The organism is Mesorhizobium sp. LSJC285A00, from assembly GCF_000503155.1.
GTDB lineage: Bacteria > Pseudomonadota > Alphaproteobacteria > Rhizobiales > Rhizobiaceae > Mesorhizobium.
Window position 1 is genome coordinate 20,845 of record NZ_AYVK01000014.1, and the last position, 26,830, is coordinate 47,674.

Consider the following 26,830-nt stretch of genomic DNA (forward strand, 5'->3'; position numbering starts at 1 on the left):
GACCCATCGCTCCTCCAAGAAGACAGACATATGCTGCAAGTCCTTGCCAATCGCACTTATCGCCATCTTTTCCTGGCCCAGGTCATCGCCCTGATTGGCACTGGCCTTGCCACCGTGGCGCTCGGGCTGCTGGCCTATGACCTTGCCGGCGCCGATGCCGGCGCGGTGCTCGGCACGGCGCTTGCCATCAAGATGATCGCCTATGTCGGCGTGGCGCCCGTTGCCGCCGCGTTCGCCGAGCGCCTACCACGCCGTACCATGCTGGTTTCGCTCGACCTCATCAGGGCAGGGGTTGCCGTATTCCTGCCCTTCGTCACCGAAGTCTGGCAGATATATCTTCTCATCTTCATCCTGCAGTCGGCGTCAGCCGGCTTCACCCCGACCTTCCAGGCTTCGATCCCTGACGTGCTGCCCGAAGAGAAGGACTACACACGGGCCTTGTCGCTCTCGCGACTGGCCTACGACCTGGAAAGCGTCGTCAGCCCCCTCCTCGCGGCGGCGCTGCTTTCGGTCATAAGCTTCCATAGCCTGTTCGCCGGCACGGTTGTCGGGTTCCTGGCGTCAGCGGCGCTGGTCGTCTCCGTGGTGCTGCCCAGCCCGCAGCCCTCCGAGCCGCGCGGCATCTATGAACGCACGACGGGCGGGATCCGCATCTATCTGACGACGCCGCGTTTGCGCGGTTTGCTGGCCCTTAATCTTGCCGTCGCGGCGGCCAGCGCCATGGTGATCGTCAACACGGTGGTCCTGGTGCAGGCAAAATTCGACCTCTCCCAGAGCGACACGGCATTTGCCCTTGCCGCCTTCGGTGGCGGCTCGATGATCGCGGCGCTGGTCCTGCCGCGGCTGCTGGACGGCATCCCGGATCGGGTTGCGATGTTGTCAGGCGCCGGCCTGCTGGTTGCCGGCGTGTTCGCAGGGCCGTTTGCCATCAGCTATCAGCTGCTCTTGCCGCTCTGGTTCGTGCTCGGGCTCGGCTATTCGCTGGCGCAGACCCCGTCTGGGCGGCTGATCAAGCGCTCGGCCGATCCCGTCGACCGGCCGGCATTGTTTGCCGCGCAATTCGCGCTTTCGCACGCCTGCTGGCTCATCACCTATCCGATCGCCGGACTCGTCGGCGCGGCGATGGGCCTGCCCTTCACCTTTATCCTGCTTGGCGTCATTGGCGCCGCGGCACTCTTTGCCGCGATGTGGTTGTGGCCGCGTCACGATCCCGACGTTCTCAGCCACGCCCATGACGATCTGTCTGACGGGCATTCGCACCTCGAGGACGCCGTCTGGACCGAAGCAGGCTTCGAGCATGCGCATGGTTATGTCGTTAACGATAGGCACCCAAAATGGCCGAAAGCGAGCTGAGCGGCCCCAATGCTGGGAGATGTTGGTGCCTTCGGCGCGCTGTTCCTCACCGCGTTCGCCGCAGCGACAATTCTGCCGCTGCAGTCAGAGGCGGTGCTGGCCGGCCTGCTGCTGACCGGAAGCCAGTCACCGGCGGCGCTGATGCTGGTCGCGACGATCGGCAACGTGCTTGGTTCGGTTGTCAACTGGCTGCTCGGCCGCTGCATCGACCGCTTTCGCGACCGCAAATGGTTTCCGGTCAAGCCCACTGCGCTCGATCGCGCCGCGGCGCGCTACCGCCGTTGCGGACGATGGAGCCTGTTGCTGAGCTGGGTTCCCGTCATCGGCGATCCGCTGACGATGATGGCCGGTGTTCTGCGCGAGCCGCTCTGGAGCTTCGTTGCGATCGTCACGATGGCGAAAGCCGGCCGCTATCTCGCGCTCTCGGCGGCGGCGCTGAACTGGCTGTAGGCCGCAACCGCGACCAAGTGGGTCGCTGGGGTAAAACTCTCAAACGGTTTTCCGACTTTATGTCTTATGTCTATACAAATTAGCAAGCGTGCACATGATCGTTGCCAATCAAACAAAAAGGGGAACTAACATGATGACTCTCGACCGCCGCAATTTCCTGGCCTCCACAGCCGGCCTGGCCTTCATTGCCGCGTTTCCACGCGCCGCGTACTCGGAGGGGCATGAAACGTTGAAGGTCGCCATTGCCGCCGAAACCGGCGATCTCGACCTGCTGCAAAACGTCTCCACGCTGAGTTCCTACACGGTCGTGTTCGACGCCCTCATACACTATGGCCAGGACGGCGCGCTCGAGCCCGGGCTCGCCACCAAGTGGGCTGTCGCCGGCGACCAGCTTTCGATCGCCTTCGACCTGCGCGAAGGTGTTGCCTTCAGTGACGGCACGCCCTTCGATTCGACCGCCGCGGAATGGAATCTCAAACGCTGGCTGGGCGTCGCGGATTTCTCATGGATCGGTGTGTCCGACGCATTCGACAGCATCGTCACCGATGGACCCAGCAAGTTGACGATCAAGCTAAAGCGTCCGGTGCCCGCCGCCTTGCTGGAGCTCACCATAGTGCGTCCGGTGCGCTTCCTGTCGCCGAAGGCGGTCGACGCCGGCGGCAAGCAGACCGCTCCGGTCGGCACCGGACCGTGGATCGTCGAAAGCTACGATTCCTCCGGCACCGTGCTGGTGCGCAACGACAAATACTGGGGCGAGAAGCCACTGTTTGCTCGCATGGAACTGAAGGTGGTTCCCGACGAACTCGCCCGCGCCAACGCGCTGCGTTCCGGCGACCTCGACGTGATCGGCGGCGACTGGGTGGCGACGCTGTCGCCGCGCCGCGCCCGCGCGCTTGAAAAGGACGGCATGAAAGTGGTGGCCGAGGCCGGCACCGCAACCATGCTGCTCGGTTATTCGCCGAAGGCCAAGATGATGGCCGACAAGGCCGTGCGCGACGCCATCTATGTCTCGGTCGACCGCGCCGCGATCGCCAAGGTGTTGTTCGAAGGCTACGCAGATCCGGCGGCGGATCTCTTTCCGACCAACGTGCCTTCCTCGGGCAAGCGGCATAACGTGCCGGTACGCGACGTCGCCGCGGCCAGGAAAATCCTTGCCGATGGCGGTTGGAGCGAAAGCGGAGGCGCCTGGAGCAAGGAGGGCGCGCCGCTGGCGATCGATTTCCTCGTATCGGAGGAATCGCTGCCGGGTTCGCGCCGCATCGCCGAGATGATCCAGGGTCAGCTGTCCGAGGTCGGCTTCCAGGTTCAGGTCTCGTCAGTCGACAACGCCACCATGCACGACCGTCGCCCGGCGTTCGAATATGATCTTGCCTTCTTCACCACCTATGGCGCGCCCTATGATCCGCACGGCACGCTCGGCAACGCGTTCGTATCCACCGCCGACAGCGGGCCGGACGGCAAGATCTATGTTTCCCCGGAGCTTGATGGCGTGGTCAAGGCCGCGCTCGAAGCGAGCGGCGACGAACGCGAAGCCAAGATGCAGGCGCTCTACGACTGGCTGCACGACAACCGGGCGATCTGCCCGCTCGTTGTCAGCCAGCGGCTGTGGGCGCACAATCCTCGCGTCGAGAACTTCGCGCTTCCCGCGACGGACTACGACCTGCCGTTCAAGGCGATCACGCTGAAGGCCTGAACGCCTCGAATCTCCTGGGGGAGTTCCGATGAGACGCACGATTCTGCGAAGGATGTTGCTTGCCTGTCTGCTTGTCGTGGCGGCATCGGCATTGACCTTTACCCTGGTTGCCGCGGCGCCGGGCAACGTCGCCGCGCTCATGGCCGAGCGTGCGGCAGGCCCGGGCGCGGATGCCGAAATGATCAAGAAGATCGGCGAGGACCTCGGGCTCTATGATCCGCTGCCGGTCCGCTACGGCCGATGGCTTTTCAGCGCTATCACCGGCGATCTCGGCGTCTCGCTGCGCACCGGCAAGCCGATCGCGCAGGAATTCGCCGCCAGAATCCCGATGACGGCGGCGCTGCTTGCGGGCGGCGGCATTCTCGCCTTTTTCCTGTCGCTGGCGCTCGGCGTTGCCGGTGCGGTCAGCAATGGTGGCGCGTTGGACCGGTTCCTCCACGCCTTCTCGCTGGTCGGCGCCTCGACGCCGAACTTCTTCGTGGCGGCGCTGCTGGTCATCGTCTTTTCGGTGATGCTGGGCTGGCTGCCCACCTTCGGCGTCGGCGGCTTCACCTCGTGGCTCTTGCCGTGGGTGACAATCGCCCTGTTTCCGGCATCGGTGCTGAGCCGCGTCGTCCGCGTCAACCTCCAGGAGGCCATGTCGCGACCCTTCGCCACGACGGGCTTCGCGAAGGGCTACACGAGGACACAGGTGCTGATGCGCGAGGCTCTGCCCAACATCGCCATCCCGTTCCTGACCACCTTCGGCGCCCAGTTCACGCTGATGATCATCGGTTCGATCGTGGTTGAAACGGTGTTTGCGCTGCGCGGCGTCGGCGCCTTCTTTATCGATGCAATCCGCTTCCGCGACTTCGTCGGCATGCAGTCGGTTCTGTTGCTGTTCGTGGTGTTCTTCGTTGTCGTCAACCTGATGGTTGACGTGATCTGCATGTTTGTCGACCCGCGCATGCGTAGGGCGAGAGGAGCTTGATCCGATGAACACTTCCTTGTTCAGGAGCATGAAGGACTGGCCCTGGCTGGTGCTGCTGCCAGTCGTCTTCTTTGTCGCGGTCGGTGTGCTCGGTCCCTCGATCATGCCTTACGATCCCGGCGCGCAAGACTACGACGTCACGCTTGCGGGACCGAGCTGGGCTCACTGGCTGGGCACCGACTATCTCGGCCGCGATATTCTGAGCCGCATCATCGGCGGCGCCCGCATATCGCTGGTGGCGATGGTGATCGTGCTGGTGGCCGCACTTGCCATCGGCGTCAGCATCGGTTCGTTCGCCGGTTATGTCGGCGGGCGCGTCGAGCTGGTGTTGATCAGCCTCATCGACATCGCGCTGGCGCTGCCAAGCTTGGTGATCGCGCTGGCGCTGATCGGCATTCTCGGCACCGGCTACTGGTCGATGATCACGGCGCTGACGCTGGCGTGGTGGGCGAACTATGCCCGCATGAGCCGCGCCGTGGTCACCGCCGAATTGCAACAGCCCTATATCGAAGCGGCAAGGGTGATGGGCGCCAGCCATCTGTGGATCTTTGTGCGCCATATCCTGCCGCATGTCCTGGCCCTCGTCGTGGTCTATGCCAGCGCCGATGCTGGCGCCCTTGTCCTGGCCATCGCGACGCTGAGCTTCCTCGGCCTGGGCGTCGCGCCGCCGGCGCCGGAATGGGGCCAGATGCTGGTCGACGGCATGAGCTACATTGAGGAATACCCGAGGCTGGTCGTCCTTCCGGGCCTTGCGCTCACTTTGGTGGTGGTCAGCTTCAATCTGCTGGGCGAGACCTTCGCGTTGCAAAAGGTGCCGAGGCCGGTGCGCGGCGGTTTGCTGCGCAAGCGTCGCAAGGCGCGCGCCGTTGAGGAAGCGGAGCGGAACGCCGTCGAAACGGGAACAGCCGCGCCATGAGCGACGAGCCGATCTACTCCATAGAAAACATGGTCATTGATCTCTACGCCACGACCGTTTCCGTGCGCGCGGTCGATGGGGTGTCGTTCAACGTCCGTCCCGGCGAGACAGTCGCCGTCGTCGGCGAGAGCGGTTCGGGCAAGACCGTCATGACGCTTGGGCCGCTCGGCCTGCTGCCCGAGGGCGTCACCGTCGACATCAAGGGATCGGCCCGAGCCGAAGCGAGCGAACTGGTCGGAATGGAGTCCAGGCGCTTGTCTGACCTTCGCGGCCGCTATTTCGGCGTCATTTTCCAGGACCCGATGAGCGCGCTGAACCCGATGCTGAAGATCGGACCGCAACTGGCGCGCCAGGCGCGCCGCTTTGCCAATCTCTCGCATGCGGATGCCCGCAAGGAAGCGGTCTCGCTGCTCGCCCGCACCGGCATCCCTGACCCGGAAGACCGCTACGATCGCTATCCGCATGAAATGTCTGGCGGCATGCTGCAGCGCGCCATGATCGCACTGGCCCTGGCAAGCCGGCCGCGCGTGCTGATCGCCGACGAGCCGACCACTGCGCTGGACGCCACGGTGCAGGCGCAGATCCTGGAGCTCATCCGCCAGATCCAGCGCGAGGAAGGCATCGCGGTCGTGCTGATCACGCACGACATCGGCGTCGTCGCCTCGGTCGCGGACCGGGTCATGGTGCTCTATGCCGGGCAGGTGGCGGAGGAGGGGACCGCGATGGATGTGCTGACGCGGCCGACGCATCCCTATACACGCGGGCTGCTTGCCTCTGTACCGGATTTCCGCGCCGACGAACGCGCCGCGACCAAGGAAATACCAGGTTTGCCGCCGAACCAGATCAGGCTGGAGCCGGGCTGCCGTTTCGCTGCCCGCTGCGAACTGGTTGAGCCCGAATGCCGCGTGCATCGGCCGCCGCTCCAGACGATCTCGACGGGCGGGACGCCGCACAAGGTGGGATGCCCGGTGGTGCTGAGGCGGGAAGGGATAGCAATCCATGGCTGACATTGCGGCGATTGAGGTCAAGGGCCTGAAGGTCCATTTCGCCAACCGCTCCGGAACAGGCGCCGTGCGGGCGGTCGACGGCATCGACCTGACCATTCCGCGTGGTGCCTTCCATGGCATCGTTGGCGAATCCGGTTGTGGCAAGACCACGCTGGCTCGCAGCGTCGTCGGCCTGCAGAAGGAGACTGAGGGTACGGTGCTGATCTCGGGGCGGGATCGCGCCCAGTGGCTGAAGTCGGACCGCAAATCGTTCAGCCGCGAGGTCCAGTTCGTCTTCCAGGATCCGCTGGGCTCGATGAGCCGTCGCCAGACCGTCTACCAGACGCTGGAAGAGCCGCTGCAGATCCATCGCCTCGGATCTCCGGCCGAGCGCCGGCGCCGTATTGGCGAGCTGCTGGATCTGGTGGCGCTGCCAGCGACCGTGCTCGACCGCCTGCCGCGTTCGCTTTCCGGCGGCCAGCGCCAGCGCGTTTCGATCGCTCGCGCGCTTGCGCTGAAGCCATCGATCCTGGTTTGCGACGAACCGCTCAGCGCGCTTGACGTTTCGATCCGGGCGCAGATCGTCAACCTGTTCACATCATTGCAGAAACAGCTTGGCCTTACCATCGTCATCGTTGCGCATGACCTGGCGATCGTGCGCGAGGTCTGCTCAAACGTGACGGTGATGTATCTTGGCCGCATCGCGGAAGCCGGCGTGACGCGGCCGCTGTTTCGCGAGCCGGCCCATCCCTACAGCCAGGCACTGCTTTCGGCGGCTCCTTCGCCGGATCCTCGTATCGAGGCCGGCCGTCGCCGAATCATCCTCGCGGGCGACCCTCCAAGCCCCAGCGCGCCGCCACCGGGATGCCGCTTCAACACCCGCTGTCCTGTGGCGATCGATGTCTGCCGGACCGAGGAGCCGATGTTGCGCTCGGTGCCGCATGGCGGGGTCGCGGCCTGCCACCTGGCCGACGGCGAGCGGCGGCCGGTGATTTGAGTGCCGACTTGATCTGCCCTCGTTGCCCGCTACTTCAGGCCGCCGCCGGCTTCGTGACGGGTGGCCAGCTATGGGTCTCCGCCTTGCGTCGTGAGGCCCAGGCATAAAGCGCATCGTAAATGACGAAGCCGTGCTTCAGGATCTCGTGGTCGTCGGGCGTCACGTCCCGCAGCCCCATGGAGATCGCGAGCAGTCCTGCAGACTGTGGCGTGAGGTCGTGCCGATCCGTGTCGGCGCCGCGCACGATCGCGGCAATGGTCACGATCGCCGGGTCGCGATCGAGGCCGAATTTCGAGACGAAGGTGTCGAAGCTGCAACCGTCGCCGACATGGGTGAATTCGACGCCGGGCACGTCGTAGGGTGTCGCGCCCGCTTCCTGGGCAACACGGATCACCTGATCAGGTGCCGCGAACAGGAAATCAGGTTCCTTGTCGATGAAGCGTGCAATCAGCCAGGGGCAGGCGATGCGGTCGATGACCGGGCGTTCACGGGTAACCCATTTCATGACGCAATCCTTTCTTCGCTCATCACCAGAGGGACGGTTGGCGCGCCGATGGCGTGCCAGGCGGCGATGCCGCCTGAGAGCGCCGTTGCATCGACGCCGCGGCGACGCAGTTCGGCGACTGCGTCGCCGCTGACCTGGAAGCCGTAGACGCAATAGACGATGACAGGCCTGTCCCTCGGCAGTTCATCGGCCCAATCGGCAATGGTCTCGGGAGCGCGGAGCTTGGCGCCCGGCAGCATATCGCTGCGTTTTGCCAGATCGTCGGCCAGGCAGACGTCGAGCACGACCAGATCTTCGCCCTGGTCGAGTCGGGCCCGCAGTTCCTCTGGCGCAACAGTTGGAACCTTATTGTCCGATGCAGGTCCTGTTGAAGGATCGCGCTGCGCGACAGCCCGCCGGTGGCGGGCGGCAACCCGCTCCCAATGGATGTTCTTCATGAACGCGTCGACATAGGCGCCAGCCTTGGCGCCAAAATCGAGGTGGTAGGCATGTTCGTACATGTCGAGCGCGAGGATCGGCATGCCGCCGGCGAGACAATTGGTGTGATCCGCCGCCCATTGAATCGTCAGCCGATCGCGGCGCTCCGACCAGGTCAGCAGCGTCCATCCCGAGCCTCCGGCCTGCGCCTTAGCACAAGCCATGAACTTGGCGCGCCATGCCGCCACGCTGCCGAAGTCGCGCTCCAGTGCTGCGGCAAGATCGCCTCCGGCATCGCCGGAACCACCGAGCCCATCGAAATAGATCTCGTGCAGGATCGCCGAATTTGCCGCGACCAGCTCTTCGCGCTTCAACCCGTTGATGTCGAAGACGGGTGCTGCGCCCCAGTCGAGTTCATCGAGCCGCTGTTCGATAGCGTTGAGGCGGCGAACCGCACCGCCGTAATTGTTTTCATAATGGCTGGCCAGCAGGCGTTCGGACAGTCCGACGAGCCTGGGCGGCTTGAACGGCAGCGGCATGATCTGGTGCGGCATTGGATTTCCTCGCTCGGCGGCACGGCCATCCGTGAGCAGGCGCACGTTATGCCCAAACGAGAAATGATACAAGTGTTGCATCTTGCTCAGACGTTTGATACCGGTCACTTATGGGCGAGAGGGGATCGATCCCAGCTGCGCCGGGTATTCCACCAAGGACGAGGAGCGAACCATCTGCGGCTGAACCGCAGTCCTCAGGGGCGGCACGCCTTGGGTGGTTGCCACCACCGATGTCGCTTCCGAAAGGCCCGCGGTCACCTCGACGCGACCGTTGTCGGTGACACCAGCCTTGATGGCGAGGCGTGTGATGCGATTGTCCGTAACTGTGTACACGAAGGTGCCGTCGCCACTACTTCCGGGGCCTCCATTCCTGCCGGACGACGTTCGAGGGGCGCCACATGAGCTTTCTTTCTTCGCCCGGAAGTGCGCTGGGGCGCTTCGACAACCGACGATGAGCTTCGCCCGCATTGAAGTATGGTGTCTCTGCGGATTTTGGCCATTTAGTATGGTTTGCGCATGAGTCATGATACAAGTGTTGCATCTAATTCAGTCCATGATACGGTTCACTTATGAGTGAGGGGCAATCGCAGGAGCAGCGCTGGCTGCTCCTGATTTATCAGCTGCCAAGCAAGCCCGCCTATTTCCGGGTGAAGATCTGGCGACGGTTGCAAGGCATCGGCGCGGTCGCAGTTAAAAGCACCGTTTACGCCCTGCCGGCGAATGCCGAGATGCAGGAGGATTTCGAATGGCTTCTGAAGGAGATCGTCGCCGGCGGCGGCGAGGCCATGATTTGCGAGGCGCGCCTTGTCGACGGTCTGTCGGACGCGCAGGTGCGGGCGATGTTCGACGCGGCCCGTGATGCCGACTATGCGGAGATCGCTGGGGAAGCGCGCGAGCTGGCTGCAGCGATTGGGGCCGACGCGACATCGGAAAAACACGCAGAAGCGCGTCCGCAACTTGGTCGCTTGCGCAAGCGGCTCACTGAAGTGGTGATGATCGACTTTTTTGGTGCCAGCGGTCGCCTCACGATCGAGGGACTGATCGCCGAACTTGAAACACAGCTTACAGAGGACAAGGCCATGACCAAGGAACCGAAGAAGGCCGCCGAGCCGAGCGAGCTCAAGGGCCGAATCTGGGTCACGCGCCGGGACGTGCATGTCGACCGCATCGCCTGCAGTTGGCTGATCCGCCGGTTCATCGATGCTGACGCGATCATCCGCTTCGTAGCGGGCAAGGGATACGTGCCAAAGGAGGGGGAATTGCGCTTCGACATGTTCGAAGGCGAAATCACCCATGAGGGCGATCGCTGCAGCTTCGAAGTTCTGCTTACCCGCGCCGGCATCAATGATCCGGCACTCCAGGCCATCGCCGAGATCGTCCATGACATCGACCTCAAGGACAACAAGTTCGGTCGCGAGGAGGCGACTGGGATTGCCAGTCTGATTGCAGGCATCGCCATGGCGAACGAGAGCGACGAACAGCGGATCGCGCAGGGCGCTCCTGTCTTCGACAACCTCTATCAGTATTTCCGCAAGAAACGCGGATGACCGCAGGGACTCAAACTATGGCCAATCTGGAGCAGTCCGTCACGACGCCGCCATCTCTGGCCGAAACCCACGACCATGACATTTCGTTTGCGGACGCCATGCGAGTATGGGCCCGCGTTGCAATGCTCAGCTTCGGCGGCCCGGCCGGCCAGATCGCCATGATGCATCGGATCGTCGTTGAGGAAAAGCGCTGGATCGGCGAGACGAGATTCCTGCATGCGCTCAACTACTGCACGCTGCTGCCCGGTCCGGAGGCGCAGCAATTGGCCATCTATATTGGCTGGCTCATGCACAAGACCAAAGGCGGCCTCGTCGCGGGAATCCTGTTCGTGCTGCCAGGCGCGGTCGCCATCATGGTCCTGAGCTGGATCTACGCCATCTTCGGCAACGTTGGCGCTATCCAGGCGCTCTTCTTCGGCCTGAAGGCGGCGGTTCTGGCCATCGTGCTCGAAGCGGTCCTGCGGATCGGCAGGAGGGCGCTCAGGAACAATGTGATGGTCGGCCTCGCTGCGGCAGCCTTCATCGCCCTGTTCTTCTTCCATGCACCGTTCCCGCTGGTCATCCTGGTTGCGGCCGTGATCGGCTACGTCGGGGGCAAGATGGGTTGGGCCGCATTCCAGCCAGGCAATGGACATGGCAAGCTTGGTGGCAAGCAGGTCGATGATGTCGACTCGGCGCTTGGCGAAGGGATGCCGGCGCATGCCCGGCCATCCATCGAATGGTCGCTGAAGATTGCGGCGGTGTTTCTGCTGCTATGGTTCGTTCCGGTCCTTTTCTTGTTGCTGTTTCTTGGGCAAGGCAATGTCTTCACCGACATCGCCATCTTCTTTTCCAAGATGGCGGTGGTGACGTTCGGCGGGGCCTATGCGGTGCTTGCCTATGTCGCCCAGCAAGGAGTCGAGCACTATGGCTGGCTGAAGCCTGGAGAAATGCTGGATGGCCTCGGCATGGCCGAAACAACGCCGGGTCCGCTGATCATGGTCACTCAATTCGTTGGTTTCATGGGAGCATTCCGGGAGCCGGGGGTTCTTAACGCGTTGGTCGCTGGAACGCTCGGCGGCCTTCTGACGACGTGGGTGACCTTCGTCCCGTGCTTCCTGTGGATATTTCTCGGCGCGCCGTACATAGAGACGATGCGCAGCAACAAGGCCCTGTCAGCCGCACTGTCGACCATCACGGCAGCGGTGGTTGGAGTGATCCTGAACCTCGCGGTGTGGTTCGCGCTTCATGTCCTGTTTCGCGATTTGCATGAGATCGGCTTGCTGGGCATGAGGCTCGACGTGCCAGTCCTCGGTTCCCTCAACATTCCGTCTCTCGTACTGACCCTCGGTGCGATGCTGGCGGTATTCCGCTTCAAGGTCGGCGTGATCCCGATGCTAGCGGCATGTTCGATCCTGGGCGTGCTTTTCGGCGTCGCGGCGGGCTCGGTCTAGGGCGATCTTTCTGCTCGGATGCGAGCATCGCAGTCTATTTCGTATCGGGGCTGCCTGATGGGCGAGCAAGTAGGAGGCGAGGTATAATGGGCACGAGGCGAGTGGCTTTGGTCTGGCGCGGTGACCGGGAGGCGCGTCGCACGGCGACACCGCAGAACAACCGGTTTCATCGCGTGTTCGAGGAACTCGCTGCGATCGGTGTTCACGCCGAACCGGCCGTTTATGACGAAGAGTTTGCCGAGGAGGTTCGGACCCAGCTCCTGGCGACGGACGGCGTGCTGGTCTGGGTCGATCCCTTGCACGAGGGAAAAACCCGTGCGGTGCTTGACCCGCTGCTGCGCGACGTGGCGGCACGCGGCCCCTGGGTGAGTGCACATCCAGACGTGATCCTGAAAATGGGCGTGAAGGAAGTTCTGCACCGTACGAAGCATCTCGGATGGGGAACCGATACTTACCTCTACGGCTCCGCCGAGGCTTTTCGCGAGGCGTTTCCGGAGCGGCTTCGAACGGCCGGTCCACGGGTGCTGAAGCAGAACCGCGGCAATGGCGGCCAGGGAGTATGGAAGGTCGAGCTGATCGGTTCGCTTCCTGGCGGAGAGCCGGCGGTTCGGGTGCTGCACGCGCGACGCGGCAGTACGCCGGAAGAACTCGCACTGCCGGATTTCATGGCGCGCTGCGAGGTGTATTTGACACCCGATGGCTGCATCGTGGATCAGCCATTCCAACCGCGTTTACCCGACGGGATGATCCGCTGTTACATGGGCGCCGACAAGGTGGTCGGCTTTGGCCACCAGTTCATCAAGGCCCTAATCCCGCCACCTCCTGAAGGGCCAGATTCCGAGGCTGCGCAACCAGGGCCGCGGATAATGCATCCCGCCACGGCCGAACCGTTTCAGTCGCTGCGGACCAATATGGAAACCGGGTGGACGCCGCAAATGATGGCTGTGCTAGGCGTCGATGCCAGGTCGCTGCCGATCATTTGGGATGCCGATTTTCTCTACGGACCACGGACTGTGTCAGGTGAAGACACGTATGTGCTTTGTGAGATCAACGTCAGCTCGGTCTTTGCCATCCCCGATCAAGCGCCGGCCGAAATAGCTCGACTCGTTGCCATGCGATTTTGAATCGACGAAGATTGGCGGTCCGAGTGGGGCTCTGGCCGAACGCGGTTCGGCGGTCAGTCCGATGGTCGCCGGACCCCTGCTTGCCGTTTCCGGTTTCGGCTGACCAATTCTCGTCGCCGGTGGCTTGAACACCATCTACGAAATCCTTTGCTCATGACGTTTCGCAAGATTCGGCCGCCCGAGGAACGTTAGCCTCAACCGGCGCGAGATCTGGATTTGGAAGGTCTTGCTAGGGTGACCGCCCCGGAAGAGCTGAACCCGCCATCCGCTGGAACAGGTCGTCGACCTGGGCCGGCGATAGGCTGGAGTCCTCGGCGATCCACCAGGCAAGCACCGAGAGAAAGGCTCCCGATATGAACTGGACGACGAATTCCAGCGGCACGCCCGCGTCGCCGATCCGCTTGCCAGACAGTTCGGTTCGCACTGCGCGCCGTATGCGTTCACGCAATTGATCGTGGATCGTGTCGCCGCTGCTCGCAAGTAGCGCTTTGTGAAGCGACCGGAACGCCCGCGCGTGCTCGAACATCGGCAGGCTGAATTCGAACAGGCGATTGCCTGTCTTTTCGTCTGCCGACACGCGCCTGCTCAGCGACAGCAGATGCGCCTCAAGGGCCGCGCTGCGCAATTCGTCCTTGCCGGCATAGTGCGTATAGAAGGTCGACCTGCCGACATCAGCTTTCTGGCAGATGTCTTCCACGGTGAGAGCCGCATAGCCGCACTCTGGGATCAGAGCAATCAGCGCGTCCTGCAGCATGGCGCGCGTGCGCGCGACACGACGGTCGATCGTACCCCTGTCGTCGGGCCGCTCGATTTTAATGGTCATTGCTCTTTCCACCGTGCGGTTTGGGACGTTCAGCGGTCCGTTGTCCAGCAACAGCGCTAATGGACAATCTGTCCAGTATGATACGCCGAGTCCAGAAGCTCAAGAATGCCTTGAGCACTCCGGAAACGGACGAGGAGGCAAAAGGAAATGCACCAATTTGGTCATCGGGCTGGAAACGGACAGCATTCGCGAAAGGGTGTTATTATGCTTGCCGTGCTCGTCAAACTGTCGCTGGTCAGCGGTTTTCTACTAATGCTTCATTTCGGGGACGGCTATCTCAATGCCGGTGCTTGGACGGCTGCAGTCCACGGCCTCATCCTCGCTGCGGTCGCGGCATTCGCACTCTGGGGCGGCTTCCATCACATGCGGACTGCCGGCGCGCATGGCGCCGGCGAAAGGGGCATCGGCATCGTCCTGCATAGGGCGGTCGGCTATGACCTGCTTGCGCGCGTCCTGACTTGGGGCCGCGAGGACCGGTTCCGTGAATTCATGCTGCGTCTGGCAAGGCTCCAGCCCGGCGAGGCGATGCTCGATGTCGCCTGCGGTACGGGCACGCTTGCCATAGCCGCGAGACGGTTGGTCGGAGCGGTCGGACGCGTCACGGGCGTCGACGCATCGGTCGAAATGGTCGAGAGGGCGCGCGTCAAGGCTACGCGAGCCGGCGTTGATCTTACCTTCGTCCAGGCGACGGCCCAGGAACTTCCCTTCGAGGATGGCCAATTCGACATCGTGATCGGTACGCTCATGCTGCATCACCTGCCGAAACCCGACCGATCGACCTTCTTCCGTGAAGCGGAGCGGGTTCTGAAGCCGGGAGGCCGACTGCTGCTGATCGACTTCGGAAGGCCGCTGCACGAATCCAGATTGCCGAGGCTCCATCGGCACGGGCATATCGACATGAATGCGGTCGGAACTCTACTGGTCGAGACAGGCTTCAGGGTCGACGATACCGGCGCCGTCGGGACCATGAACCTCGATTATGTGCGCGCGACCACGGACAAGATCCTGCCTGCCTGAGCGCGGCATGCCGCGGCGACCGGACCGGGCGCGCCGCCGCCAGGAACACGCGCGGGCCGGTAGTCGCGGGCCGCGCTGCATTGCGTGCGTAGCCGCCGCGGCGCTATCTTGCCGATTGGCTATCCCGGCCTGCTTCGATACGCGAGTCTACCGAATGCCCAAGACCTACTTGTCCTTGACGCTTGCGGCCGCATGGTTGGCATCACCGCTTGCGCATGCCGATGGCGTCGACCGGGCGCTGGATGCCTTCCACGCGACATGCCTGGCGCACGGCCCCGACTTCGAGCGAACCGCGACATTGGCAAAGACGCGCGGATGGACGCCGCTCGTCGACGGCGCGGCACTTGCTCCTGTGGATGCCATGAAGGCGTTCCGCGGATGGCAGGTCACCGGCGACGACCTTCCGGCCGGAACGATGGTCGCGGTGACCAGGGCTACCATGGACGGCAGGTCCGTCCAGACCTGCTCGCTCAAGCTTTTCGATGTCGACCGCGCCGAGTTTGAAAAACGGTTCTTCCACCGCACCGACGCCGAAAAAATCGGCGAGGAGAGGAAGGGCAGGCAGGTTTCCCGGCTGTTCATACTGATCGCGGGCAATCGCAAGCAGCTCGTGCATTTGACGTCGCCAGCCGTTCGGAGCACAGCGAACGCCATCATAGCAAGTTCGATCGTCGATGATTGAAAAGGCTTCGCGGGCCGCGTCCCAATTTAGCCTGCTTGCGCTGCCAGATCACTCGGTTGGCGCGCAATGACGAGAAAGCGAGCGCAAATGCGACTGACCAGCACGATTTTTGGCATGGCGCTCCTGCTCGCCTCCACCGTCGCGGTCGGCGCTCATCCTCATGTCTTCGCGGAAGCCCGTTTGGACCTAACGGTTGGCGCTGACAAGTCGGTCAAGTCGCTCAAGCATCTCTGGCGGTTCGACGAGCTCTTCTCCTCGACGGTGCTGATGGAGTTCGACAAGAATTCCGACCTTACTCTGGACGCCGAAGAACTCGACGCCGCCGCCCTCACCATCCATGCCTCACTGGAAGAATACAATTATTTCCAAATGGTCACTGTGGAAGGCAAGGACGTGGCGATGACGCCGCCGGCGAGGCTGGTCACTAGCTACGAGAACAATCAACTCGTCATCCAATTCGAGACGCAGCCGAAAGACACGTTGGCGCTCGCCGGCAAGGTGAGCATCGGCGTCTACGATCCGACCTTCTACACCGCGATCGATTTCACCGATGACGATAAGATCGCCGTGGCTGGCCTACCGAAAGATTGCACGAGGGCAGTCGTCCGCCCCGATCCGAATACCGCAATCGCACAGAATCAGACGAAATTGACGGATGCCTTCTTCAGCGATCCGACCGGAACCGATCTCGGCAAGATATTCGCGACACGCCTTGAATTGACGTGCGGTTGAAGCGGCGGAACGGATAGAACGTGTTTTTCCAAACCCTGGTCGAGTTTCAACGCACGATATACTTGGCGCTCGCCGAACAGATCAAATTGCTGTCAGCCGGGGGCGACTGGCTGGCGTTCACTGCCTTCCTGCCGATGGGTGTCCTGTTCGGAGCTGCGCATGCTTTGACACCCGGACACAGCAAAGCCGTGCTGGCTACCTATTTGGCCGGATCGGATGCCAGCATCCGTCGCGGCCTACTGGTGTCGCTGACACTCTCCTTCACCCATGTCACGATTGCCGTTGTGATTGCAGCCCTCTCGTTGCCATTGGTCTCGATTGCGCTGGGCAGCGTCGGCCGGGCGCCGCTTTTGGAGGATGTCAGTCGTGGCCTGCTCGGGTTAATTGGTCTGTGGATGCTTTGGCGGGCGCTCAGCCACGGTCATCACCATCAGCATGAAGGCGAGGTTGTGGGCGTCATGGCCGGCCTGATCCCATGTCCATTGACGCTCTTCGCGATGACCTTCGCGATCTCAAGAGGTGTTCCGGTCGCGGGCATACTCTTTGCAATCACCATGATGGCCGGCGTGGCACTGACGTTGTCTTGCGTGGCAGTTCTGTCGATCCTGTTTCGGGAACGGCTGGTGCATTTCTTCGACCGTCGGCCGCGCCTGTTCGATGTGATATCGCGAACTATCGAAGGTACCGCCGGCCTTATTCTTACTGGCGTGGCTGTCTGGCAAATCTCGTCGAAATGAGAAAGTTTGACCGACCGCCAAGGCCACAGCGATTCTCATAGGGATCACATTGCAATTAACGACGTCGTGCCATTAAGTGCCGGCACGCGTGGTTCGGGTTTGGGTTTAGAACATTGAGCGACCGTCAGAAGATCATTTGGATGATAGCGCTGGCGATCCTCGCCGGCATCGCGGTGATATTGCTAAATCACTGGATCAAAGGCGATCTCTACGCGGCGGGTCCATTGACTTCGACTACCCAGACGCCACATTTAGTTCGGCCGGCATGACCGGTTCTTTTTCTATCCGATTTCTGGCCCGCCGGTTCGCGCCGGCGGATTTTTTGCGGGGGTAGGATACTCAGCGCGGATTTGGCTATCTTGCCCCTGATTGTCAGAGGCGGAGCTGCGGTGATCGCTCCGCAATGATGGCCAACGGCGGTTTCACGACGGCATACGCGCTTGAGAGATGAGAGTGGCTGTTTCATAAAGAGGATATCATGCCTGCGGACGATGGTAGTCTACGCGACATTCTTGGAATTCTGTTGGTTCTCCTACTCGTAGGCGCCAACGGTTTCTTTGTCGCCGCCGAATTTGCGCTGGTCGCGGTTAGACGAAGCCGCGTCGACGAATTGGCTACAGCTGGACGCTCGAACGCCAGCCTCCTTCAACGGGCTTTGGTGAATCTCGATGCGAACCTTGCAGCAACTCAGCTCGGCATCACCATCTCATCGCTGGCGCTCGGTTGGGTCGGCGAGCCTGCACTCGCTCATCTGATCGAGCCACTCCTCTTGGGAGTGATGGGGTCGCTGGCCACGGCAGCTTCGCACACCATTGCCGTCGCAATCGCCTTCATCATCATAACCGCGCTACACATTGTCCTGGGTGAACTAGCGCCGAAAAGTCTGGCGCTCCAGCGCAGCGAGAGCACGGCACTTCGGGTCGTCCGCCCTCTCGGTCTGTTCCTGTTCCTACTCAGGCCGGCGATTCTTGTTCTCAACGGTCTCGGCAATCTGGTGCTGCGTCTGTGCGGTCTGCGTCCGGGCACAGGCGAGGAGTCCTTGCATTCGCCCGAAGAGCTGAAGCTGCTCGTGGCGGCAAGCCAGGAGGCAGGGCTCCTTCATCAGACGCAACAGGAACTGGTCGAGCGTGTCTTCAACATCGGCGATCGGCGCATTGCCGACATCATGACACCGCGACGCGATATCGACTGGATCGATACCGACGACATCCCTGACGAGATTCTGCGCACCATCCGGCAATGTCGCCATGAGCAGCTTCTGGTCGGCCGTGGGGGGATAGACGAACCGCTTGGCATGATTCTGAAGAAGGACCTTCTCGACCAGGTGCTCGACGGCAAAACGCTTGACCCGATGGCGGTCATCCGAGAACCTTTGATCGTTCACGAGGCAACGCCGATTTTCCGTGTACTCGATCAGTTCAAGCGGACGCCGGTGCGTCTGGCGATCGTCATCGACGAATATGGCGCTCTGGAGGGGATCGTCACCCAGACCGATCTGCTCGAAGCCATCGCAGGCGACCTTCCTGACCTGGACAATGAGGACCCTGATGTCATCGAGCGCGATGACGGGTCCTTGCTCATCGACGGAATGATGCTGGCGCACGATGCGTTCGCTCGCCTAGGATTCCGATCGGGGTCTGCCGAAGGGGATTTTCACACGATCGCTGGGTTCGCCTTGTCAAGCCTTGGGCACTTGCCGGAAGCCGGTGAGCACTTTGACTACGAGGGCTGGCGCTTCGAGATCCTCGATATGGATGGAAGGCGGATCGACAAGCTGCTCGCTCGCCGTGAGCCGCCTACATCCAAGCCGGCAACCAGTTGAGACTGACCGCGCGACAGGCCGGTAAGCCGGCCGGCCTTTTGCGCGCGAATATTCCCACTTTTCGAACCCACGCTCCCACAGTAGTCCCTATCCACAAACGCCCGTCAGTTCGCCCAGGACGCGTATCCGCTGGAGTCACAGTGACTGGTGAGCGTCTTCGCGTCGCGCTATGTGATCAATGGAACCGACAGTTGAGGGTCTAAATGGACGCCAAGAGCGCCGTCTGGCTGATTATTGGGGTCCTGGTGGTGCTAGTGGTGGCCTTTCTCACCGCAATGGCATTCGGGCTGCTATGAGTCAGCCAGGCTGATCGACACTCGCCACAGGCCGTTGTGACCGCCGGGGCGGTGGCACCCCCATTACCACAGCGACTGCGCGACGGAGGGACATGTCGGTTGCGTGTCGACGAACGACCACAGATGCGGCATGCGGCAATTTTTTGCGGCGAAGAATGATTTTTGAATCGTGTACAGAAGTCATGGCCAAGACCAATCCCAAATCCCCTGATTTTCCGCCGCCGCGCCGTTGACCCGCTTTGAGAAAGCCGAGTTCGCGAAGCTTTGCGATCCGAAAGGCCGTCGCAAATCAACTTGCGCCGACAGATGCCTCGCTGGTCTGTGATCTGGTAACGGCGAGGTCGCGCTCATCGCCATGCGAGCCCTGTTCAAGCGCGCTGTGGCCGATTGCAGCGACTCCGAATTTCTTTCGACGAAACGACATCTGCTGTCGATCACCAGCGGCATTGACCGGACAACGGCGGCCACGCAAAAGATGGCCGCGCAATTGGGCGTCTGAGTCCGTCGCTCGCCATTTCATCGGCCGATCTTGATGCGCGGGAGCAATATTGGATATTGAACATCGGCACTTAACCAGTAGGTAATTTGCAATCAGCCAGTTGTGCTAACTCCACGATAGTGCTCTTCTGTCCGAATTATCTTGGGAGGGCGATATGAAATCCACAATTCTTGCCGCCATGGCGGCTTTGACCATGTTGGCATTTTCGGTGGATACCTTCGCACACGGCGGCGGCACCGATGCCAATGGGTGCCATACCAACCACAAGACTGGCGAGTATCACTGCCACTGATATCAGGACCAAATTGCGTGATTTGGGTTCGTGCGAGTAGGCATATTCGCGGCGCCTGGATAGCAGCGTTGCTCACCATGGGGGGGCGCAGATGAGAATTCGAAGGCTGTTCCACTTGGGCACATTGATGCTTGCGGCGGCATCAGCCACGCCATGTCATGCGCAGGGGACTTTCGGAGGAAATGACTGCACCGAAGATTGTTCCGGGCATAAAGCTGGCTACGACTGGGCTGAGCAAAATCAGATTTCCAACGACAGCGACTGCAGCTCAAACAGCCAATCATTTAATGAGGGTTGCCAAACCTTCGTCGAAGACCCGTCTCGCGGTTCGGACGAAGACGATGAAGGCGAAGAGATAGACGACTGAGATACAGCGCTGATTCGGATAAGGATCCAGCCGGCGGCTTCCCGTCGTGTAGGCGCGGTCGCTTTTGGTGTGGCATCTTTCATCGGCTGCGCTCATGCCGAAGACGCGTGCGACCCAAACTACGCGGGAGCCTGCGTTCCAATCGCCAGCGACGTCGATTGCTCCTCCGGAAAGGGCAATGGTCCGCCTATGTACGCGGCCCGGTCACTGTTGTCGGCAGGGATATCTATGATCTGGACCGCGACGGCGATGGGATCGGCTGCGAAAACGGCTAGAGCCACGCTACGGCTTGGACGGCCCTGTCCCGTTCCACTGGATGAACGCCACTTCCTTCCCGGTGACTTCCCGCACGGCTTTCAACAGCACCTCATGCAGGACGCGCGTCTGCCGGTAGTCGTCGCTATGGGGCGATATAAACGGCTGATGATACTTAAGTGCAGTGCCTCCGCTGCCGTCGCAAAGCGCTCAATTTCAGCCTGTGATAATTGCTGCGAACCTTTCGACCTGGCCATGTCCTATCCTCGAAATCTCTCTGTGTGCCAGACGACCTTGCCGTCGATCTTCATCGGCTTGTGGATCATCAAGCGCTTCGGCAGATGCTCGGGATGCACCTCCAAACCAATGGTCGAACCGGGAATTTCCACCACTCTTATCGGGAAAGTCACGCAGCGCATCACCTCGGCGTCAGACGCCCGGCGTGAATCCGACCTTCCAGCAATGCCTCACCGCGCGTCGGCGTGACCGCAGCGGGAACATTCGGCCATGCGGTGGAGGATCAGGTGTGGCGCATCTATAGGAAATCGTCGGCATCTGTCGGCTTAGAAGTGCTGCCCTCAGCAATCAATTGGTCGCCTTCGGAGCCGCCCTGAACGCGATGACGATTCAGCCCAAAGATTAGGGAAATCGGACGTCCCTTCTTCACCGGTTAGGAGTAGGACCAACACCGCCCTGGCGCGTGAGGAAGGTCTGTGGCCGAAATTCAGAAGCGCAGGGCGCAAGCTACAATGGCCCTGACTGATCTTAGCCAATGTGGCGTTCCTTCCGGGTATTCTTTCCAGGCCACGCCCAAGGCGTCCTCGAATGGATTGGGTCTGACCGAAGACCGTCTTCGTTTCACTCCGTCTCGATCGTCTTCTCGCAACGTCGGCGCTGCGTTTTCTTCCCCTGTCCGCTGCGCGTCCATTCCTCACGGTCCAAGAAAGCCTCGCGTCGCCGTCTTCCACTTCGTTTCAGCCCCTTCGGGATGCAGACCGATCGTTTCCGGTCTCACGTCCACCATCGAGGCCGCGATGGGCGCGGCCCGAGAAAACACAAAGGAACATCACCATGGCTACGATCGGCACTTTCTCCCGCACCGCGAACGGCTTCTCCGGCTCGGTCAAGACCCTCAATCTCAACGTCAAGACGGTAACGTTCGCTCCGACGGATGGCGAAAATGAAAAGGGTCCCGACTTCCGCATCTTCGCTGGCGCCACCGAGTTCGGGGCGGCATGGAAGAAGACCTCGCGCGAGGGACGCGACTACCACTCGGTCAAGCTCGACGATCCCAGCTTCCCCGCTCCGATCTATGCGAGCCTGGTCGAGACCGACACCGAGGGTGAGTTCTCGCTCATCTGGTCACGCCGCGCCGCAGAGTGACCCGACAAAACACGAAGCCCCGCCGCAAGGCGGGGCTTTGCCATGTTCAGGTCCTATACAACTTGGCACGTCCGCTAGGTGCAGCGCGTTACGCTTTGGCCGGCGCCTTGCGGACCTTCTTCAGCGGCGACTTCATGGCCGCCGCAGTCGTCGCCGCTGCCGCCGCACGAGTAGCCCGTTTTGGTTTTTCCGCCGCGGCAGACGTGGGCGTCGCCGCCTTGCGCCCGAGCCCTATTGATTTCGCCAGAGCCGACCGGGTAGCCGCGTAGTTCGGCGCCACCATCGGATAGTCGGACGGCAGGTTCCATTTCTGCCGGTATTCGTCGGGGGTCAGGTTGAAGTGCTGAAGGTGCCGCTTGAGCGATTTGAATTTCCTTCCGTCTTCCAGACAGATGATGAAGTCAGGTGTCACCGATTTCTTGATCGAAACTGCCGGGTCCTGTTTTACCACAGGTTCTACCGCCGGCGTGCCGATGCCATTCAGGGCGGCATGGATGTCGCCGATGAGTTTCGGCAACTCGCCAACCGGTACTGGATTGTTCGATACATAGGCGGCGACAATGTCAGCCGTTATCGACACGGTATCCAGTTTGTTGCCTTGCTCGAGAGCAGTGGTCATATGATTTCCCTTTTTTGTATCGGATGAATTGAGCGACGTTTGATTTTTCTAGCCTGCCCACGGCGCAAATAGTACGTTTCTTCGTAAAATCCACCTCTTTTGCGCAACATGACAAGAGTAAGTTTCGCTTCTGTTGTCCCATCGGCTGGGATGCTTTTGCCTATCTCATCTAAAGCGAGGAGCTTCCTTCACTTTTCCGCCCGTTCCAGCTGTGCAGAGCAATGCCGCTGGCTCTCACCCTGGCTATAGAGTTTGTATCAATGCGCAGTGTGCATGATCGAATCTGGAGGGCGTGGGAGGTTTCGAGGGCACGATCTGGATTTTGAAGTTCGCTCATAGGGCAGCGCCCGCTTTGACGAGCGTCGCCAACGCGAGCCTTGCGCTCTATATGATCAGGATCAAGGCTCGCGAGAGAAGATTGTCGGCGGTCGCGAGGAGATCGCGAAAGCTTCCTGCGCAAGCGCTTGACTGCGGCGCTGGCACACCGGCGGAAGTTTGCTGTTCCGACTTCGGACTGGCCGCTGCTCGCCAACTGTGGCTATGTTCGCCAGTCCATCTGCTCTTCACGCCGTTCACCATCGAATGCCTGCTTTCCCTTCGCGGCCAAAAGCTCCCGGGCATGCTTACCGTCATGGCCCTGCAGCTTCGCGGCGATCCAGAGCATCGCGCCGTAGATGATTGCGCGATCGTCATTGGTGAGCTCGACAATGCCTGCCTTGAGGACGAGACCGCCAAGCTCGATCAGCTGTCGGGTGCGTTTGCGACGCTCCACCTGCCATGTTCTCATGTCATTGCGAGCCTGTGCCGCCTGCCGGCGATTGCGCGCTGCCCGATTGCGCTGGAGCGCCGCGAGGGTTGCGCTGAGATGCCGAAGCAGTTCGCCGGGACCTGCTCTCGAAAAACATCACCCCACGCTTAGCCCATGCCTCACGCTTTGCCGTGTCTTTCGTCTCAGTGATTGCGACCAGTGCGCCCGCCAGTTCGTCCGCGCTGAGCTGATCGGCGCCGGTGGCGATCACCAGCTCGCCAAGCTGCTGCACCTTTCTGGTTTTGAGCTCTCGCGCTTTTTCTTCCAGGGCTTGAAGTTCTGCGTCGAAGTCCCGCGGTTTGCGCATGGCTGTCTCCATCGGTTGTCGGTCGGAGGATGATAGGGGAGCGGCTGCCGGAAGGCTTCAGGGTCGCCGAGACAGCCCGGGACGGGCTGGTCCATCCCGAGATTTTTTCGAGGGAGGGCGCGCTTATACGTCGTGCCGACGTGGGCTTTGACGTGCAAATGATCTGGTCGCGATGGCGATCTATCATCTTCACGTCAAGGTCATTGGCCGCAAGGCAGGCTCAAGCGCTGTGGCGTCCGCCGCCTACCGCTCGGCCTCGCGGCTGCGTGACGAGCGGATAGAACGCAGCCACGACTTCTCCGCCAAGCGCGGTGTCGTTCATTCCGAGGTGATGCTGCCGGAGGATGCACCGGAGGCCTGGCGCGACCGCGAACGGCTTTGGAACGATGTCGAGGCGTTCGAGGTGAGGAAGGATGCGCAACTTGCCCGCGAGGTCGAGTTTGCGCTCCCGCGTGAACTCAGCCAGGCGCAAGGCATCGAGTTGGCGCGCGACTTCGTTCAGGCTGAGTTCGTAAGCCGGGGCATGGTCGCCGATCTCAATGTGCACTGGGACCGCGCAGAGGATGGAAGCCCCAAGCCGCATGCTCATGTCATGCTGACCATGCGGGCCGTGGACGAGAATGGTTTTGGCGCCAAGGTTCGAGACTGGAATGCTACCCAGCTGGTTGAGCGCTGGCGCGAGCGATGGGCGGAGCTGGCCAATGAACGCCTGGCCGAACTCGACATCGACGCGCACATCGATCATCGCAGTCTGGAAGCGCAGGGCATTTCACTGGAGCCGCAAACCCAGATTGGTGCGCCAGCACAGCGCATTGAGGGCAGTGGCCTTGCTGCTAGCGACATTGAAGCAGATCGCGCCGAACTGCATCGCGACATCGCGCGCAACAATGGTGCGCGCATCATTGCCGATCCATCCGTGGCGCTCGATGCCATCACGCACCAGCAATCGACTTTCACCCGAAAGGACATTGCGAAGTTCTCGCATCGGCACAGCGACGGAGTGGAGCAGTTCAACGCGGTCGTGGCAGCCATCAGCAACGCACCCGATCTGATTGAACTCGGCAAGGACGGACGTGGCGAAGATCGCTTCACCACTCGGCAGATGATCGACACCGAACAGCGCCTTCACCGCGCTGCGGAGCGTATCGATTTGGACGAGAGACACGCGGTGAGTAACGCACATCGCGAGGCGGCACTGGCGCGCGCAGCGCAACGCGGGCTTGTCCTTTCGAGCGAGCAGACCGATGCGCTGGCGCATATCACCGATAGAAACGGTCTTGGTGTCGTCGTCGGCTTTGCCGGAACGGGCAAGAGCGCCATGCTGGGCGTTGCGCGCCAGGCATGGGCAGCGGCGGGCTACGAGGTTCGAGGCGCCGCACTCTCCGGCATTGCCGCCGAGAATCTGGAAGGCGGATCAGGCATCTCATCACGCACCATCGCCAGTATGGAGCATAGCTGGGGACAGGGCCGCGATCTGCTCACAGCTCGCGATGTCCTGGTGATTGATGAGGCCGGCATGGTCGGCACGCGCCAGTTGGAGCGCGTGCTTTCCCATGCCGCCGACGTTGGCGCAAAAGTCGTACTCGTCGGCGATCCGCAGCAGTTGCAGGCGATCGAGGCCGGCGCCGCATTCCGTTCCATCCACGAGCGTCATGGCGGCGTCGAAATCGGTCAGGTTCGCCGGCAGCGTGAGGACTGGCAGCGCGATGCCACGCGCGATCTGGCAACCGGCAGGATCGGCGCCGCGATCGGCACCTACGATGCGCAAGGCATGGTGCATCAGGCTGCAACGCGCGACGAGGCGCGAGCTGAACTCGTCGAGCGCTGGGATCGCGACAGGCAGGCGCATCCAGAGGCAAGCCGGATCATCCTCACCCACACAAACAACGAGGTGAGCGCGCTCAACCAGGCAGCGCGCGAGCGCATGCGCGCTGCTGGCGATCTCGGCGACGAGGTTCAGGTGGATGTGGAACGCGGCCCAAGAAACTTCGCCAGCGGCGACCGGGTCATGTTCTTGCGCAACGAGCGCGGGCTTGGCGTCAAGAACGGCACGCTCGGCATTGTGGAAGAAGTCAGCAAACAAGGCATGACCGTGCGCACCGATGATGGCAGGTCGGTGCGGTTCGACCTGAAAGACTACGCGCACATCGACCACGGCAATGCCGCAACCATTCACAAGGCGCAGGGCATGACCGTCGACCGGACCCATGTGCTCGCCACGCCGGGCATGGATGCGCATGGCAGCTACGTCGCACTGTCGCGGCATCGAGACAGGATGGAGCTGCATTATGGGGCCGATGACTTCGCGACCCCCGAACGGCTGGTCCGCACGCTGTCACGCGACCGCGCCAAGGACATGGCGTCGGATTACGAGAAGGTCGACCCGGCGCAGAGCTATGCCGAGCGGCGCGGCATAACCTTCCGCGAGCGCGTGATAGAGATCGTGCGCCGCATCGTTCCGGAGAAGCTTCGCGACAGGATCGGCGGGCTGCTGGACGGGTTGCGCTCGCCTGGCGACGCCGGGCTTGACCAAGACCTTGGGCGCAGGCCGGGAAGGGAAGACGGTGGAGCGCGAGGCGACGATGCCGTCGCCGCGCCTGGAAGGGAAGCTTCCGCCAGAGGAGCGCAGCGCGACACGTCTGTGCCGGTGGACGCGGAAGCGGCGTTGCGCAGCGCTCGCACCCAGGCGCTTATTCGTCACGCGCGCGCTATCGACGCGATATCGCACAACGGAGATGCGGATGGGCTGGGCAGTCCCGAGCAGATGCGCGAGTTGAGGGATGCCCGTAGGGCCTTCGAGAAGGTGCGGCCCTTTGGCTGGCGCGATGCCGAAGCGGCTTATGTGAAAAATCCCGAACTTGTCCACGAGGCGGGGGCTGGCCGCGTCCGCCGCATCGTGCTTGCTCTCCAGCTTGAGACGGAAATCCGCACCGGGATGGACATCGATCCAGGCCGCCGCGCCGACCGTTTCGTCGAACGCTGGCAAAAGCTCGATCGGACGGGACGGGAGCAATATCAGGCCGGCGACATGTCCGGCTACAAGTCAACGCGCTCGGCCATGTCCGATATGGCCAAGAGCCTTGAACGCGATCCGCAGCTTGAATCCATGCTTGCCAATCATAAGAAGGCGCTTGGCATCGAGGTCGAATCCGGCCGGCGTCTGGGTGTGGAACTGGCATTCAGCCATGGCATCGGAAAGGGGCGGGGCCTTGGGCTCTGACACCCCTCCGATTTGCCACCGTTTTC

26 protein-coding genes and 1 pseudogene are annotated in these 26,830 nt (G+C 61.9%); 20 read left to right on the forward strand and 7 right to left on the reverse strand.

Going from position 1 to position 26,830, the window contains the following annotated elements:
• Nucleotides 1-30: 30 nt before the first annotated feature.
• The 7 genes from X726_RS155105 (at nucleotide 31) to X726_RS155075 (ending at nucleotide 7,365) form a co-directional block, all read left to right on the forward strand.
• Entirely contained in the window at nucleotides 31-1,353 is a 1,323-nt protein-coding gene (locus tag X726_RS155105) for an MFS transporter (RefSeq protein WP_023669878.1), read from the forward strand.
• Between the two features lie 9 nt (nucleotides 1,354-1,362).
• Nucleotides 1,363-1,803, forward strand: a complete 441-nt coding sequence (locus X726_RS155100; protein WP_031214909.1) for a YqaA family protein — start codon at nucleotides 1,363-1,365, stop codon at nucleotides 1,801-1,803.
• Nucleotides 1,804-1,933: 130 nt separating this feature from the next.
• On the forward strand, nucleotides 1,934-3,496 hold the full coding sequence (locus X726_RS155095; RefSeq protein ID WP_023669880.1) for an ABC transporter substrate-binding protein: 1,563 nt from the start codon (nucleotides 1,934-1,936) through the stop codon (nucleotides 3,494-3,496).
• A gap of 28 nt (nucleotides 3,497-3,524) precedes the next feature.
• Nucleotides 3,525-4,466, forward strand: a complete 942-nt coding sequence (locus X726_RS155090; RefSeq protein ID WP_023669881.1) for an ABC transporter permease — start codon at nucleotides 3,525-3,527, stop codon at nucleotides 4,464-4,466.
• A 4-nt stretch (nucleotides 4,467-4,470) separates the two neighbouring features.
• Entirely contained in the window at nucleotides 4,471-5,382 is a 912-nt protein-coding gene (locus X726_RS155085) for an ABC transporter permease (RefSeq protein ID WP_023669882.1), read from the forward strand.
• The gene (locus tag X726_RS155080) at nucleotides 5,379-6,389 is read left to right on the forward strand and encodes an ABC transporter ATP-binding protein (RefSeq protein WP_023669883.1); all 1,011 of its coding nucleotides are present in this window, start codon (nucleotides 5,379-5,381) and stop codon (nucleotides 6,387-6,389) included. Before X726_RS155085 ends, X726_RS155080 begins: the two co-directional genes overlap by 4 nt.
• The gene (locus X726_RS155075) at nucleotides 6,382-7,365 is read left to right on the forward strand and encodes an ABC transporter ATP-binding protein (RefSeq protein ID WP_023669884.1); all 984 of its coding nucleotides are present in this window, start codon (nucleotides 6,382-6,384) and stop codon (nucleotides 7,363-7,365) included. Before X726_RS155080 ends, X726_RS155075 begins: the two co-directional genes overlap by 8 nt.
• A gap of 34 nt (nucleotides 7,366-7,399) precedes the next feature.
• Here the strand turns inward: X726_RS155075 and X726_RS155070 are convergent, their stop codons facing one another.
• Both X726_RS155070 and X726_RS1000000172375 read right to left on the reverse strand, forming a co-directional pair.
• A complete protein-coding gene (locus X726_RS155070; RefSeq protein ID WP_023669885.1) occupies nucleotides 7,400-7,870 on the reverse strand; it encodes a chromate resistance protein ChrB domain-containing protein in 471 nt (156 codons plus the stop codon).
• Complete coding sequence (locus X726_RS1000000172375) at nucleotides 7,867-8,841, reverse strand: Fe-Mn family superoxide dismutase (protein ID WP_023669886.1); 975 nt, start codon at nucleotides 8,839-8,841, stop codon at nucleotides 7,867-7,869. The genes X726_RS155070 and X726_RS1000000172375 overlap by 4 nt, the downstream gene beginning before the upstream one ends.
• A 569-nt stretch (nucleotides 8,842-9,410) precedes the next feature.
• Between X726_RS1000000172375 and X726_RS155060 the strand changes: the two genes are divergently transcribed.
• The 3 genes from X726_RS155060 to X726_RS155050 all read left to right on the forward strand — a co-directional run bounded on the left by X726_RS155060 (nucleotide 9,411) and on the right by X726_RS155050 (nucleotide 12,945).
• On the forward strand, nucleotides 9,411-10,388 hold the full coding sequence (locus tag X726_RS155060; RefSeq protein WP_023669887.1) for a chromate resistance protein ChrB domain-containing protein: 978 nt from the start codon (nucleotides 9,411-9,413) through the stop codon (nucleotides 10,386-10,388).
• 17 nt (nucleotides 10,389-10,405) lie between these two features.
• Entirely contained in the window at nucleotides 10,406-11,821 is a 1,416-nt protein-coding gene (gene chrA, locus X726_RS155055; RefSeq protein WP_031197581.1) for a chromate efflux transporter, read from the forward strand.
• 86 nt (nucleotides 11,822-11,907) lie between these two features.
• Nucleotides 11,908-12,945, forward strand: coding sequence for a Cj0069 family protein (locus X726_RS155050; RefSeq protein WP_031201381.1), 1,038 nt, complete (start codon nucleotides 11,908-11,910; stop codon nucleotides 12,943-12,945).
• A gap of 229 nt (nucleotides 12,946-13,174) precedes the next feature.
• Here X726_RS155050 and X726_RS1000000168070 read toward each other — a convergent pair whose 3' ends face one another.
• The gene (locus tag X726_RS1000000168070) at nucleotides 13,175-13,819 is read right to left on the reverse strand and encodes a TetR/AcrR family transcriptional regulator (protein ID WP_023669890.1); all 645 of its coding nucleotides are present in this window, start codon (nucleotides 13,817-13,819) and stop codon (nucleotides 13,175-13,177) included.
• Nucleotides 13,820-13,972: 153 nt separating this feature from the next.
• Here X726_RS1000000168070 and X726_RS1000000168075 point away from each other — a divergent pair, with 153 nt between their 5' ends.
• From X726_RS1000000168075 to X726_RS1000000168890, 8 genes are all read left to right on the forward strand, one after another.
• The gene (locus X726_RS1000000168075) at nucleotides 13,973-14,785 is read left to right on the forward strand and encodes a methyltransferase domain-containing protein (RefSeq protein WP_050588535.1); all 813 of its coding nucleotides are present in this window, start codon (nucleotides 13,973-13,975) and stop codon (nucleotides 14,783-14,785) included.
• Nucleotides 14,786-14,939: 154 nt separating this feature from the next.
• Complete coding sequence (locus X726_RS155045; protein WP_023669892.1) at nucleotides 14,940-15,467, forward strand: hypothetical protein; 528 nt, start codon at nucleotides 14,940-14,942, stop codon at nucleotides 15,465-15,467.
• A gap of 114 nt (nucleotides 15,468-15,581) precedes the next feature.
• The gene (locus X726_RS155040) at nucleotides 15,582-16,199 is read left to right on the forward strand and encodes a DUF1007 family protein (RefSeq protein WP_245263721.1); all 618 of its coding nucleotides are present in this window, start codon (nucleotides 15,582-15,584) and stop codon (nucleotides 16,197-16,199) included.
• 20 nt (nucleotides 16,200-16,219) lie between these two features.
• A complete protein-coding gene (locus X726_RS155035; protein ID WP_023669894.1) occupies nucleotides 16,220-16,936 on the forward strand; it encodes a sulfite exporter TauE/SafE family protein in 717 nt (238 codons plus the stop codon).
• A 478-nt stretch (nucleotides 16,937-17,414) separates the two neighbouring features.
• Nucleotides 17,415-18,758 carry a hemolysin family protein gene (locus X726_RS155030; protein WP_023669895.1) on the forward strand — a complete coding sequence of 448 codons (1,344 nt, stop codon included), beginning with the start codon at nucleotides 17,415-17,417 and terminating at the stop codon, nucleotides 18,756-18,758.
• 651 nt (nucleotides 18,759-19,409) lie between these two features.
• Nucleotides 19,410-19,553 (forward strand): hypothetical protein, encoded by a 144-nt coding sequence (locus X726_RS1000000170480; protein ID WP_023669897.1) that lies wholly within the window; start codon nucleotides 19,410-19,412, stop codon nucleotides 19,551-19,553.
• Between the two features lie 154 nt (nucleotides 19,554-19,707).
• A complete protein-coding gene (locus X726_RS1000000170485; protein WP_023669898.1) occupies nucleotides 19,708-19,845 on the forward strand; it encodes a YHYH domain-containing protein in 138 nt (45 codons plus the stop codon).
• Between the two features lie 115 nt (nucleotides 19,846-19,960).
• Entirely contained in the window at nucleotides 19,961-20,212 is a 252-nt protein-coding gene (locus tag X726_RS1000000168890; RefSeq protein WP_245263712.1) for a hypothetical protein, read from the forward strand.
• Between the two features lie 282 nt (nucleotides 20,213-20,494).
• Here X726_RS1000000168890 and X726_RS1000000171670 read toward each other — a convergent pair.
• A pseudogene (locus X726_RS1000000171670) lies at nucleotides 20,495-20,724 on the reverse strand (hypothetical protein).
• Nucleotides 20,725-21,538: 814 nt separating this feature from the next.
• Between X726_RS1000000171670 and X726_RS155025 the strand changes: the two are divergent.
• A complete protein-coding gene (locus X726_RS155025; RefSeq protein ID WP_023669902.1) occupies nucleotides 21,539-21,850 on the forward strand; it encodes a DUF736 domain-containing protein in 312 nt (103 codons plus the stop codon).
• A gap of 88 nt (nucleotides 21,851-21,938) precedes the next feature.
• Here the strand turns inward: X726_RS155025 and X726_RS155020 are convergent, their stop codons facing one another.
• The 3 genes from X726_RS155020 to X726_RS155010 all read right to left on the reverse strand — a co-directional run bounded on the left by X726_RS155020 (nucleotide 21,939) and on the right by X726_RS155010 (nucleotide 23,584).
• Nucleotides 21,939-22,469 (reverse strand): MucR family transcriptional regulator, encoded by a 531-nt coding sequence (locus tag X726_RS155020; protein ID WP_023669903.1) that lies wholly within the window; start codon nucleotides 22,467-22,469, stop codon nucleotides 21,939-21,941.
• Between the two features lie 538 nt (nucleotides 22,470-23,007).
• Nucleotides 23,008-23,256, reverse strand: a complete 249-nt coding sequence (locus X726_RS155015) for a conjugal transfer protein TraD (RefSeq protein ID WP_023669904.1) — start codon at nucleotides 23,254-23,256, stop codon at nucleotides 23,008-23,010.
• A gap of 1 nt (nucleotide 23,257) precedes the next feature.
• Complete coding sequence (locus tag X726_RS155010) at nucleotides 23,258-23,584, reverse strand: conjugal transfer protein TraD (RefSeq protein ID WP_023669905.1); 327 nt, start codon at nucleotides 23,582-23,584, stop codon at nucleotides 23,258-23,260.
• Between the two features lie 172 nt (nucleotides 23,585-23,756).
• Here X726_RS155010 and traA point away from each other — a divergent pair, with 172 nt between their 5' ends.
• Entirely contained in the window at nucleotides 23,757-26,804 is a 3,048-nt protein-coding gene (gene traA / locus X726_RS155005; RefSeq protein WP_023669906.1) for a Ti-type conjugative transfer relaxase TraA, read from the forward strand.
• The last annotated feature ends 26 nt before the right edge of the window (nucleotides 26,805-26,830 follow it).